This is a genomic window from Photorhabdus luminescens subsp. luminescens (assembly GCF_001083805.1).
In the GTDB taxonomy this organism is placed as follows: Bacteria; Pseudomonadota; Gammaproteobacteria; order Enterobacterales; family Enterobacteriaceae; genus Photorhabdus; species Photorhabdus luminescens.
Genome location: NZ_JXSK01000008.1, coordinates 232,628 through 245,677 on the forward strand (window position 1 = coordinate 232,628; position 13,050 = coordinate 245,677).

The window sequence follows — 13,050 nt, forward strand, 5'->3', positions numbered from 1 at the left end:
CTTATTGAGCGTTGTACAAAATCACTGCCGCAGTCGCCAGCAGGTTAAGTAAGGTCAGCGGCAGACAGATTTTCCAGCCAAATGCCATCACCTGGTCATAACGTGGGCGTGGTAAAGAGGCACGTATCAGGATGAACATCACCATGAAGAATGCCGTTTTCAACGCAAACCAGACAAATGGCGGCAGGAATGGACCATGCCAACCACCAAAGAACATTGTCACAATCAGGGCAGAAACCGTGACAATACCGATATATTCACCAACGAAGAACAGGCCGAATTTCATACCGGAGTATTCAATATGGTAACCGTCAGCCAGCTCCTGTTCTGCTTCCGGCTGGTCAAATGGATGACGGTGACACACCGCCACACCCGCGATAGCAAAAGTCAAGAAGCCAAAGAATTGAGGAATGATATTCCACATATGCTCCTGTGCATTGACGATATCCACCATATTGAAGGAATCTGCCTGAGCAACAACGCCCATAAAGGAGAGGCCGATAAACACTTCGTAACTCAGTGTCTGCGCAGAAGCACGCATCGCCCCCAGTAATGAGTATTTGTTGTTACTTGACCATCCAGCAAACAACACCGCATAGACAGCCAGACCCGCCATCATCATGAAGAACAAAATACCAATGTTCAGATCAGCGGCCATCCAAGTCGGCGTAATCGGCACAATAGCAAACGCCAACAACAGAGAAACGAAACCAATCACCGGCGCCAAGGTAAAAATCATTCTGTCGGCAAACCGTGGTACCCAGTCCTCTTTGAAGAACATTTTGAGCATGTCAGCGACGATTTGTAATGATCCACCCCAACCAACACGGTTCGGCCCATAACGGTTTTGAAACAGCCCTAGCAAACGACGTTCACCAAAACTCATCAATGCCCCACAGACAACCACCACTACCAGGATCACCACTGCTTTCAGAACAGCGATCAGCACATCAATAATTTCGGGGGTTAACCAACTCATTGTGCAACCTCCCGCAGATTATTCACGGAAACACCTGCCAATACCGGAGGGATACCCGGCATTCCCATCGGCAAACCGATCTGCCCTTGAGCAAGACTTTCACTCAGACGAACTGCCAGACGCAGTTGCTGACCAAAACAATCAAACTCCAGAACAGAACCCGTTTTCACACCCAATTGATCCGCATCTTTGCTATTGAGCATCACATAAGGCTCCGGCATACGTTCCTGAATGACATCAGAACGCTGAGTTAACTCTTCACTACCGAACAAATGGTGGTAAGGAGCCACTGTCCATTGGTTATCTTGTGCAATAAATGCTGTCGGAATCTGATCGAAGTAGTTCAGACCGCCATCTGTAGTTTCAATCAGACGCACACCGGGATCGCCAAAGCGCAGATGACCACCGACCTCTGCCTGGAATTTGTTCCAAGCTTGTGGTGAGTTCCAGCCCGGCGCCCACGCAAATGGCACCTGCTGACGATAAGCATTGGGACTATTGTTACCTTCCATTGAGAAAGCAAATGGCGAATCGACATCCTCTGGCTGACGCTGCTCATGTACGCTAAGATTCGCCAACATTGCAGTACGACCACTGTAACGGTGCGGTGAACGAGCCAGTTTCTGACCACGGATACGGAATGTAGAATCCGGCGCTGCATCAACAATGCCTTTAAGCTGTGGCATTGTTTCAACACAGGCATCAATAACATGGTCAAGCTGTGTCCAATCTAAATGGCGTTCAGTATAAGTTGTTTGCAAGGAGTGCAACCAACGCCAACTCTCCAACATTACCACCGACTTGTCGTAGAAAGAGGGTTCGAAAACTTGGAAATAACGCTGTGCCCGACCTTCCTGATTTACCAGCGTACCGTCACTTTCTGCAAAGCTAGAAGCTGGAAGAATCAAATGGGCTTTATCCATGATGGCGGTGCGTTGATGATCAATCACAATTAGGTTTTTCAGATTGTTCAGCGCATCGTCTACTTTATCTGCTGCGGCATGCCGATAGAGATCATTTTCCATCACGATAGCCGTATCAGATTCACCACTGCTTATCCGTTGCAACGCAACATCCAGCGGCTGAGCCTCCATCATTCCCAATCCAATACTATTCGCATAGATTGCAACAAACGACAAACCGACATCTGAGCCTCGGTCTTTCAGTGCCCAGGCAACATTGGCCGCTGCTTGAATAATCGCATCGCTACCGACGTTACTACCGCTGATAATCAGCGGTTTCTTCGCGCCAATCAATGCTTGCGCAACCATTTCCACTTTAGCTTTCAGTTCGTCAGGCAAATTTTCAACTGCCGGCGCAGTGTTATCCAATGCATGAGCGACTGCAAAACCAAAACGCGCCTGATCATCAACCGGCGCTCGATAATTCCACGCTGCGATATCATCCAGACGAGTATCATCCACATTGGTCACAAACAGGGGATATTTCGCACGCTGACCAATATTCATCACAGCGGCAATTTGCCAATCAGCAACTTTCTGAGCAGCGGCCATTTCGCGGGCTTTGCCTTTCACAGCCTGACGAACGGCCAGCGCCATCCGGGCGCCGGTTTGCGTTAGATCTTCACCTAAAATCAGTACCGCATCATAGCTTTCAATTTCACGCAGCGACGGTGTATAAACACCCCCCTGTTGCAGAATTTCCAACATCATATCAAGACGTTGTTGTTCAGCCGCAGCAATCCCACTATAGAAGTTTTCCGCACCCACCAGTTCACGCAGTGCAAAGTTACTTTCCAGACTGGCGCGTGGGGAACCGATACCGATGGCATTTTTGGCCTGACGTAAAATATCTGCCCCACCCTGCATGGCCTGTTCAGCGTTAAGCGAGATCCAATGATCGCCACGCAATTGCTGTGGCTGACGAGGGCGATCTTTACGATTGACATAACCGTAACCGAAACGACCACGGTCACACATAAAATAGTGGTTTACCGTCCCGTTATAACGGTTCTCGATACGGCGTAATTCACCATAACGCTCCCCCGGGCTGGTGTTGCAACCAATGCTGCACTGTTGGCAGATACTTGGCGCAAACTGCATATCCCATTTACGGTTATAACGTTCAGAATGGGTTTTATCAGTAAATACCCCTGTTGGACAGATTTCTACCAGGTTACCGGAGAACTCACTTTCCAACGTTCCGCTTTCAGGGCGACCAAAATAGATATTATCGTGAGCGCCATAGACACCAAAATCAGTGCCGTCGGCGTAATCTTTGTAGTAACGCACACAACGATAACAAGCAATACAGCGGTTCATTTCATGAGAAATAAACGGCCCCAATTCCTGATTGTTATGAGTACGCTTAGTGAAACGGTATTTACGGAATGTATGACCGGTCATCACGGTCATATCCTGTAAGTGGCAGTTGCCCCCTTCTTCACACACCGGGCAATCGTGCGGATGGTTAGTCATCAACCACTCAACCACACTCTCACGGAACTTCTTAGCCTCTTCATCATCAATAGAGATAAAAGTGCCATCCGCCGCCGGAGTCATACAAGACATTATCAGACGACCGCGCGTATCATCCGCGTTTTGATATTGCTTCACCGCACACTGGCGGCAAGCGCCAACGCTTCCAAGCGCTGGATGCCAGCAAAAATAAGGAATATCCAACCCCAAAGAGAGGCAGGCTTGTAACAGGTTATCAGCCCCGTCTACATCATATTTTTTGCCGTCTACATGTATCGTAGCCATAGTCAGCATGCTTCCAAATGACCTGCTTTTCAGCAAGTGTTAATCAAAAATTCTGCTAATTTCGTGAAAAACCCATTACCAACGCTGTTTCAACAGGTTTGACTGGATACCCGCAATGAAATGAGTGTTGCCATAGTCTTTGGTCACAATTCCAGCTTCGAATTCATCACGGAAATATTTGATGGCGCTCTGTAGTGGTTCCACGGCCCCTGGCGCATGAGCACAGAATGTATTACCTGGCCCAAGGAAGCGACAGAGCTGTTCCAACGTTTCAATATCCCCCGGCTGCCCTTCCCCACGCTCTATTGCACGCAGGATTTTCACGCTCCACGGCAACCCGTCACGACATGGCGTACACCAGCCGCAAGATTCACGAGCAAAGAACTCTTCAAGATTACGGGTTAAAGAAACCATGTTAATTTCATGGTCAACCGCCATTGCCAAGGCAGTACCCAAACGGCTGCCCGCTTTAGCGATATTTTCGAAATCCATTGGCAAATCCAAATGTTCAGCGGTCAGGAAGTCAGTCCCTGCCCCACCTGGCTGCCAAGCTTTGAATTTCAGGCCGTCACGCATACCGCCGGCATAATCTTCAAGAATTTCACGGGCAGTCGTACCAAATGGCAGCTCCCACAAGCCCGGATTTTTCACCCGACCAGAGAACCCCATCAGTTTAGTACCGGCATCTTTACTCTTGCCCGCACTCAGACCGACATACCACTCTTTGCCGTATTCGAGAATTGAAGGAACGTTGCACAAGGTTTCAACGTTGTTGACGCAAGTAGGCTTACCCCATGCGCCGGAAGTGGCTGGAAATGGCGGCTTTGAGCGAGGATTTGCTCGGCGACCTTCCAGTGAGTTAATCAGCGCGGTTTCTTCACCACAAATATAACGTCCTGCGCCGGTATGAACAAACAGCTCAAAATCAAAGCCGCTGCCCATAATGTTTTTACCTAACCAACCCGCCGCCTTAGCTTCTTCGATGGCTTTACGCAGATGCACAGCCGCTTCCACATATTCGCCACGCAGGAAGATATAGCCACGATAAGCTTTCAAAGCGAATGCGCTGATCAACATCCCTTCCACCAGCAAGTGAGGAAGTTGCTCCATCAGCAAGCGATCTTTGTAAGTACCCGGCTCCATTTCATCTGCGTTACATAGCAGATAACGGATATTCATGCTTTCATCTTTTGGCATCAGGCTCCACTTCAAACCAGTAGAGAAACCTGCACCGCCACGGCCTTTCAGCCCGGCGTCTTTTACCAGAGAAACCACTTCATCCGGGGACATGCTTTTCAGTGCTTTTTCAGCACCGCGATAACCATTTTTGCTACGGTACTCATCCAGCCATACCGGTTGTTTATCATCCCGTAAACGCCAGGTAAGAGGATGGTTTTCCTCAGTACGAATAATTTCTTTTATTCCTGAATATGCTGTCATGGATACTGCTCCAGTAACTTCTCAATCTCTTCAGGCCTGACAGAACTGTGCGTATCGTCATCGATCATCATGGTCGGACCTCTGTCACAGTTACCCAGACAACAGGTTGGCAACAGCGTAAAACGACCATCTTTCGTCGTCTGCCCCGGACAGATATTCAGGTGTTTTTCAATCGCAGCCTGAACATCCTGATAACCGGTAATATGACAAACCACGCTATCGCAATAACGAATAATATGGCGGCCCACAGGTTGACGATAAATCTGGCTGTAGAATGTTGCCACACCTTCCACATCACTAGCGGGAATACCAAGCACATCAGCAATCGCGTAAATGGCGCCATCCGGCACCCAACCACGATGTTTCTGTACAATTTTCAATGCTTCTATCGAAGCAGCGCGCGGATCTTCATAGTGGTGTTTTTCGTGCTCAATAGCATCGTGTTCTTCGGTGCTCAGCACAAAATCTGCTTTTGCCTGAGACTCTGTTACGTTAACCACATCAAGGCGCGCTTGTTGAGCACTCGCGTTAATTTCACTTTGCATAGTTAGCGATCCACATCAGACATAACAAAATCGATACTGCCCAGATACACGATCAGGTCAGAAACTAAGCCACCGCGGATTACCGATGGGATCTGCTGCAAATGCGGATAACTCGGTGTACGGACGCGGGTACGGTAACTCACTGTACTGCCGTCGCTGGTGAGGTAATAGCTGTTGATGCCTTTGGTGGCCTCAATCATTTGGAAAGATTCATTTGCCGGCATTACTGGTCCCCATGACACTTGCAAAAAGTGGTTAATCATGGTTTCGATATGCTGCAAAGTACGCTCTTTCGGTGGCGGCGTCGTCAGTGGGTGATCGGCTTTGAATGGACCTTCCGGCATATTATCCAGACACTGTTTCAAGATTCGCAAGCTCTGACGCACTTCTTCCACTTTCAACATCACGCGGTCATAACAGTCGCCGTTATTACCAATCGGCACGTCGAAATCAAAATTTTCATAGCCGGAGTATGGACGCCATTTGCGCACATCAAACGCAATGCCCGTTGCCCGCAAACCCGCTCCAGTAGTGCCCCATTCAAGGGCTTGTTTGGAATTATAAGCGGCAACCCCAATAGAACGGCCTTTCAGGATGCTGTTTTTCAGCGCTGCTTTCACGTAGGAATCAAGGCGTTTAGGCATCCAATTCAGGAAATCGCGCAATAATCTATCCCAACCACGCGGTAAATCATGAGCAACGCCGCCAATGCGGAACCACGCCGGATGCATACGGAAACCGGTAATCGCCTCCACCAGATCATACACCTTCTGGCGGTCAGTAAAGGCGAAGAACACCGGCGTCATTCCGCCAACGTCCTGAATGAAGGTCGAAATGTACAGAAGATGGCTGTTGATACGGAACAATTCCGACAACATAACGCGAATGGTTTTTACCCGGTCAGGCACTTCAATTCCTGCCAGTTTTTCCACCGCCAGCACATAAGGCATTTCGTTAACACAACCGCCTAAGTATTCAATACGGTCTGTATAGGGAATATAACTGTGCCAAGATTGACGCTCTCCCATCTTCTCCGCGCCACGATGGTGATAACCAATATCCGGGACACAATCGACAATCTCTTCACCATCCAATTGCAGAATGATACGGAATGCGCCATGAGAAGAGGGATGGTTAGGACCAAGGTTAAGGAACATAAAGTCCTCATTCTCGGTACCCCGTTTCATTCCCCACTCTTCTGGTTTGAAAGTCAGCGCTTCCATTTCCAGATCTTCTTTCTGTCTGGTCAGTTCAAAAGGATCAAATTCCGTCGCACGAGCGGGATAATCCTTCCGCAGCGGATGCCCTTCCCAAGTCGGCGGCAACATAATACGGCGCAGGTTTGGATGGCCGTTAAAGACAATGCCAAACATTTCCCATGTTTCACGCTCATACCAGTTGGCATTTGGGAACAAAGGAGTTGCAGTCGGCAGATTCAGGTCTTTTTCACTGAGGGCAACCTTCAACATAACATCGCGGTTACGCTCAATAGAAAGCAGGTGATAAAACACAGAAAAATCTGCCTCTGGCAGACCCTGGCGGTGAGTACGCTGGCGCTCATCCATGCCATGTAAATCGAACAACATGACATAAGGTTTAGGCAGCTTCTTCAGGAAAGTTATTACTTCCAGTAATTGTTCACGCTTCACCCAGACAACTGGCAAACCAGTACGGGTTGGCTGAACAGTAAAGGCATCCGGGCCAAAGTGGTTACGCAGCTCACTCACCACCGGATCATCAAGATGGTCGTGAGTTTGCCACGCAGGCCGGGCGCTTTCTTGCGCTATCTGATCTATCATCATTCTTCACCACAACGCTTTGATCAGTGTTCGTTTTGATCGGGATTAGTATCGCAACACATTGCTCTGGTTACATTCATTAGGCTGCTTTAATCACGCCTACTGCCTAAAAGACAGATTCTTAAACTTCGTCTGGCGTACGCAGATTTTTCACTGCAATACGTTCCCCGTGCTTACGTTCTCTTTCTGACTGCATATTGGCACGGTAAACCCCTTGATCTCCCACCACCCAAGACAGCGGACGACGCTCTTTGCCGATTGATTCCTGTAACAACAACAGAGCTTGCATGTAAGCTTCAGGGCGGGGAGGACAGCCAGGAATATAAACATCAACGGGGATAAACTTATCGACGCCTTGAACTACAGAATAAATATCGTACATACCGCCAGAGTTGGCGCAAGCTCCCATAGAGATAACCCATTTCGGCTCAAGCATCTGGTCATATAAACGCTGAATAACCGGCGCCATTTTGGTAAAACAAGTTCCAGCAACCACCATAAAATCCGCCTGGCGGGGTGATGCACGTAAAACTTCAGCGCCAAAACGAGCGACATCATGAACAGCGGTAAATGATGTGGCCATTTCCACATAACAACAGGAAAGACCAAAGTTGTAGGGCCACAGGGAGTTTTTACGTCCCCAATTCACCATATCATGCAGAGCATGCTCCAGTTTGCCCATGTAAACACTACGGTGGACATGCTGCTCTAGTGGGTCTGCGACAATTTCTTGTTTTTGCAGGGGATAACGGTCATTCTCACCGTTCGGATCTATGCGGGTGAGCGTATAATCCATCTTTAAATGCCTCGCTATTTACTGCGGATGACTATTGTTAATGTTAATCACAACACTTGGTTTACTTACCTGGCGGCTTGAACGAGATGGCGTCCAATTCAGCGCTCCAATACGCACCAGATAAAACAAGCCTGCGAGTAACACCAAAATGAAAATGCTTGCTTCGATAAAGCCTAACCAGCCGCTCTCTTTGATAGAGACTGACCATGCATATAAAAACAGCGCTTCAACATCGAAGATGACAAAGAACATAGCGACCAGATAGAACTTGGCCGACATACGGAGACGAGCACTACCGACAGAATCAATACCGGATTCATAAGGAACATGTTTTGCCCGGGCTTTCGCTCTTCCGCCCAAGAAAAATGCCCCTAACAGCATCAAAGCACACAGACCGAAAGCACCTAAAAGAAATACCGCGAATGCCCAGTGATGGGCAAAGAGTTCAGTGGATGTTGACATACTCATTGCTTACTCATCAAAAGTGGTGTCAAAAGTGTCTGCTCTTTTGTCTGGCAGTGTTGCACCACATCGATTCAAGGGAAGGGGTAACAACCAAATCTGAAACACTGTTAATCAATGATTGATGGAGTGAATCTTCTTGGTTTTTACTCCTCTCAACAATATTTTGTCTGTTATGACAAAATTAATCTAACATTTATTTACAAACAACAAACTTAGTCTTAACGGATCGTGCTACCGCACTGCTAAAACGTGTCAGTCAACTGGCATGCGAACAGCGGCGGAAGCTAGTTTAACCGATAACTCGCTTTTACTACATCATTATCTCAGGAAAAACCTGCCTTTCCACTGCTACATAGGGAGTATTTCTTTGATCAAGTACACAATTCGACAGAAAAAAATTTTACTGCTGCTGATAATTCATTCAAATCTGAAGAAATTATATTTTTTACCCATTATCAACAAGAAAAGTTCTGGTTCACTACAGAAATTCTTATTTCATCAATTCAGCGAATTATTACTTTGTTAACAATATAACAATTTGTTAACCAAATCAGGGGGGTGTTAAGAAAAATGCCACCGTATATTTAATGATTACGATAACAACAAAATAAGATGAATTTAGTTGATGATTGCTTATAAATATATCCAAGGAACTAATACCTCCTTCCGTCCATAATGGAGGTATTAGCAAAGACAAGTGTTTCAGATATTACTCATCAATAATATCGTCATCATCAGGAAGTTCTTCAGAAACACCCGATATCGTGTATGGCGTTTTCTTATTCTCTATTGCACTAAAAACCGTCAGAACAGATTCATTCTGTTCATTACTATGCCTATAAAGAGAGAATTGGGTTTCAGGCAAACGAGGAAGCCCTTCACTCTCCCCTAAAATACGCAAATCAGCATTTTGCATTTCCAGAGGACGGGCAGTAATACCGACTTCTGCATTCACTGCCGTGCGAACTGCCGACAAAGAAGCAGCTTCGTAAGCAATCCGCCACGATACCCCCACCTCATCCAACGTATCCAACGCCAACTGGCGAAATGGGTTGGTTTCATCCATCACAACCAATGGCACAGGTTCATTTGGTTGTAGCTGGAAATCAGGAGCGCAATGCCATAATACCGGTGTTGAGCGCAGAACAGTCCTTGGATGATGACTGATTTTCGCGGTTGTGAGCGCTAAATCGATCTCATGGCTATCCAGCATACTTTCAATAAATTGAGTACGCTTTATACGGACATCTATTGCCATCCGCGGATAAACAGAAGCGATACGATTTAACAAAAAAGGGAGCAGTGTATCCACCGTATCGTCGGATGCACCGATTCTTAGTTCGCCTTCCGCATCGCTATAGGTCAATGATGCGCTGGCATCATCGTTAGCGCGCAGAATTTGTCTTGCATAACCAAGAAGTTGAAGACCATGCTCTGTAAGAAGCTTATTACGGCCATGACGGGCAAACAACTCTCTGCCCACCAACTGCTCCAAACGTTGCATTTGCTGACTTACAGCCGATTGCGTTCTGCATACTGCTGCTGCTGCTGCTGCAAAAGTATTTAAATCAGCAACAGCAACAAAAGTTCTTAGCAGATCGAGATCGAGATTCATTATCGGACGATTTGCATTTATCATTGTTTATTCATCACTTTTTTTTGATTTTAATTACTAACTAACCTGGTGTTTTTACGTAAGCACTATCAAATTAAATTAACATCGCTTAGACAGTACTCTACTCTATTAAATAGGGCAAAGATTTACTGCTGTTTTTTTACCTATTGAACCCATTGCGGGTTTTATTTTCTCCTCTCTCTTAGCAAAAGTTACTCGGATTCCTAAATAAATTGAGGACAATCCCTATTTACAACACCCTATATGTGATTTCTAGTTTGGTTATTTTGTTTTCTGACTCACGTCAAAGAATAACATAAGTTATATCAGAAAAACTAAATATAAAGTAAAAATCTACAATATCACTAATGTTTAATAATCCTATTCAGATAAATTTACAACTAGTTTCCAGAAATGATCAAAAATATTGTTCGATCTTTCTAAAATATATAGTTCTGAATTGCCAATTCAAGGTAAATCTTATACATAAGAATAAATTATACAAACACAACAATTTTTATTGACAAATTGAGCCATGCTCATTTTATCCCCACAATGGCGCAACCAGGCGGTTATCACGTTAAAAACGCCCCATTTCCACACTAGAAAACACCCACAATTCAGATTATAAATTCAATGTCATTAATAAATTCAGAATTTAACGCTAACATAATTTGCATAAAAAGATACTCAAATAACAACTTCCCTACTAAAACAACCATTTTAACCAAATATATCAAGGCATCTTCAAAACATTCAGCGGGAAGAGTACATTAAATGTTACACACTATGTGCCAGGCGACCTCTTTTTTTTGCCAAGATAAGGTAAGACTCTCTATGCTAGCAGTTAAAAAATCCAGCAAATTGGATAATGTTTGTTATGACATCCGCGGCCCTGTACTCAAGGAAGCTAAACGCCTTGAAGAAGAAGGTAATAAAGTCCTCAAATTAAATATTGGTAATCCAGCACCCTTTGGTTTTGAAGCGCCAGATGAAATCTTGGTAGATGTTATCCGTAACTTACCAACCGCGCAGGGTTATTCAGATTCGAAAGGTCTGTATTCCGCGCGCAAAGCTATCATGCAACATTATCAAGCCCGGAATATGATGGATGTGACTGTTGAAGATATTTATATCGGCAATGGCGTTTCTGAATTAATCGTTCAGGCAATGCAAGCATTACTGAATACCGGTGATGAAATGCTGGTTCCTGCGCCTGATTATCCTCTCTGGACTGCGGCAGTTTCACTTTCCAGCGGTAAAGCCGTACATTATATGTGTGATGAAGGGTCAGATTGGTTTCCTGACTTAAACGATATCCGTAACAAAATTACGCCTCGCACACGTGGGATTGTGATTATTAACCCTAATAATCCAACGGGTGCTGTATATAGTAAAGAACTGCTATTAGAAGTTGTTGAAATAGCCCGTCAACATAATTTGATTATTTTTGCTGATGAGATTTACGACAAAATCTTATATGACGATGCAGAGCATCATTCAATTGCCGCGCTCGCCCCTGATCTGTTAACGGTAACATTTAACGGGCTATCGAAAACATATCGGGTAGCCGGTTTTCGTCAAGGCTGGATGGTATTAAACGGCCCGAAGAAACACGCTAAGAGCTATATTGAAGGTTTGGAGATGCTGGCATCAATGCGTTTATGCGCTAATGTGCCAATGCAACATGCTATTCAAACTGCCTTAGGTGGTTACCAAAGTATCAGTGAATTCATTTTACCTGGTGGTCGTTTGTATGAGCAGCGTAACCGAGCATGGGAATTAATTAATCAAATTCCCGGCGTTTCCTGCGTAAAACCCAAAGGCGCTTTATATATGTTTCCAAAAATTGATATGAAGCGCTTTAATGTTCACGATGACCAAAAGATGGTGCTTGACCTTTTATTACAAGAGAAGGTTTTGTTAGTGCAAGGAACCGCATTTAACTGGCCGGAACCTGACCATTTCCGCATCGTGACGCTACCAAGGCTCGATGAGCTGGAGATGGCAATTCAGAAATTCGCTCGATTTATTGGCAAATATCATCAGTAAAAATAATCTCTCCGTTCACAGAAAGAGATGACTGATAACGGAGATTATTCATACCATGCATCCTATCGGTGTAGAAGAAAACCTATTTCTTCTATTCCGATGAATCTAACCTGTCCGATAAATCTAGCCTGCCCGTTTTTTCCTCACTGAGGAAAACCTCCCTTGTCAGAGAAAAATCTTGGATAATCATTTCCATAACTTTCTTTATTGATACCAAATGACGATTCTCTGCCAAATAAGACCAATAAATTTTCATTTTTTACCGGTAACACAGACTAATTTTTTTATTTTATCGGAGACTTTTACAGTGATTATATAAGGCATTAGCAAGATACAAAAGAATTAAACATTGCATTTATTAAACTTGATAAAAGAGAACACCTGAATAAATAACAAACTATTGTAAATTATATGAAATTTTTGTATATAAATTGTATATAAAATGGAGCGGAGAAATAAATTTCTTTAAAAAAATATATCCATTACGACTATAACATTGCCAGTTAATGGTAAATGTAAATCAACCATATCACCCCTGCTATACAGCCCAGTCTGGATACCCATTTTAATGAGTGTTAGATAAATAGCATATTTCCCTATAAAATTAAGGGATAAAAATAAGAAACGATTTTAAGG

The 13,050-nt window shown here is 44.9% G+C and carries 9 protein-coding genes; 1 reads left to right on the forward strand and 8 read right to left on the reverse strand.

From position 1 onward, the window contains the following. Position 1: 1 nt before the first annotated feature. The 8 genes from nuoH to hexA all read right to left on the reverse strand — a co-directional run bounded on the left by nuoH (position 2) and on the right by hexA (position 10,386). Positions 2-979, reverse strand: coding sequence for an NADH-quinone oxidoreductase subunit NuoH (gene nuoH, locus TI10_RS18035; RefSeq protein WP_049584762.1), 978 nt, complete (start codon positions 977-979; stop codon positions 2-4). Then, positions 976-3,702 (reverse strand): NADH-quinone oxidoreductase subunit NuoG, encoded by a 2,727-nt coding sequence (gene nuoG, locus TI10_RS18040; protein ID WP_139180517.1) that lies wholly within the window; start codon positions 3,700-3,702, stop codon positions 976-978. Before nuoG ends, nuoH begins: the two co-directional genes overlap by 4 nt. A 75-nt stretch (positions 3,703-3,777) precedes the next feature. Next, positions 3,778-5,142 carry an NADH-quinone oxidoreductase subunit NuoF gene (nuoF, locus tag TI10_RS18045; protein ID WP_049584764.1) on the reverse strand — a complete coding sequence of 455 codons (1,365 nt, stop codon included), beginning with the start codon at positions 5,140-5,142 and terminating at the stop codon, positions 3,778-3,780. After that, positions 5,139-5,687, reverse strand: coding sequence for an NADH-quinone oxidoreductase subunit NuoE (gene nuoE, locus TI10_RS18050; RefSeq protein WP_049584765.1), 549 nt, complete (start codon positions 5,685-5,687; stop codon positions 5,139-5,141). The genes nuoF and nuoE overlap by 4 nt, the downstream gene beginning before the upstream one ends. Positions 5,688-5,689: 2 nt before the next feature. Further along, complete coding sequence (nuoC, locus tag TI10_RS18055; protein ID WP_088372760.1) at positions 5,690-7,489, reverse strand: NADH-quinone oxidoreductase subunit C/D; 1,800 nt, start codon at positions 7,487-7,489, stop codon at positions 5,690-5,692. Positions 7,490-7,607: 118 nt separating this feature from the next. Further along, a complete protein-coding gene (locus TI10_RS18060) occupies positions 7,608-8,282 on the reverse strand; it encodes a NuoB/complex I 20 kDa subunit family protein (protein WP_011147305.1) in 675 nt (224 codons plus the stop codon). An 18-nt stretch (positions 8,283-8,300) separates the two neighbouring features. After that, positions 8,301-8,750, reverse strand: coding sequence for an NADH-quinone oxidoreductase subunit A (locus TI10_RS18065; RefSeq protein WP_011147306.1), 450 nt, complete (start codon positions 8,748-8,750; stop codon positions 8,301-8,303). Between the two features lie 706 nt (positions 8,751-9,456). Continuing rightward, complete coding sequence (gene hexA / locus TI10_RS18070) at positions 9,457-10,386, reverse strand: transcriptional regulator HexA (protein WP_049584767.1); 930 nt, start codon at positions 10,384-10,386, stop codon at positions 9,457-9,459. Positions 10,387-11,199: 813 nt separating this feature from the next. Between hexA and TI10_RS18075 the strand changes: the two genes are divergently transcribed. Next, positions 11,200-12,414 carry a pyridoxal phosphate-dependent aminotransferase gene (locus tag TI10_RS18075; protein WP_049584768.1) on the forward strand — a complete coding sequence of 405 codons (1,215 nt, stop codon included), beginning with the start codon at positions 11,200-11,202 and terminating at the stop codon, positions 12,412-12,414. Positions 12,415-13,050: the final 636 nt, after the last annotated feature.

Excerpts from the sequence above, each read along its gene's own strand:
- nuoC (WP_088372760.1), bottom strand. The coding sequence starts at position 7,489 with ATGATGATAGATCAGATAGCGCAAGAAAGCGCCCGGCCTGCGTGGCAA.
- hexA (WP_049584767.1), bottom strand. The coding sequence starts at position 10,386 with ATGATAAATGCAAATCGTCCGATAATGAATCTCGATCTCGATCTGCTA.
- nuoG (WP_139180517.1), bottom strand. The coding sequence starts at position 3,702 with ATGGCTACGATACATGTAGACGGCAAAAAATATGATGTAGACGGGGCT.
- TI10_RS18060 (WP_011147305.1), bottom strand. The coding sequence starts at position 8,282 with ATGGATTATACGCTCACCCGCATAGATCCGAACGGTGAGAATGACCGT.
- TI10_RS18065 (WP_011147306.1), bottom strand. The coding sequence starts at position 8,750 with ATGAGTATGTCAACATCCACTGAACTCTTTGCCCATCACTGGGCATTC.
- nuoE (WP_049584765.1), bottom strand. The coding sequence starts at position 5,687 with ATGCAAAGTGAAATTAACGCGAGTGCTCAACAAGCGCGCCTTGATGTG.
- nuoH (WP_049584762.1), bottom strand. The coding sequence starts at position 979 with ATGAGTTGGTTAACCCCCGAAATTATTGATGTGCTGATCGCTGTTCTG.
- nuoF (WP_049584764.1), bottom strand. The coding sequence starts at position 5,142 with ATGACAGCATATTCAGGAATAAAAGAAATTATTCGTACTGAGGAAAAC.
- TI10_RS18075 (WP_049584768.1), top strand. The coding sequence starts at position 11,200 with ATGCTAGCAGTTAAAAAATCCAGCAAATTGGATAATGTTTGTTATGAC.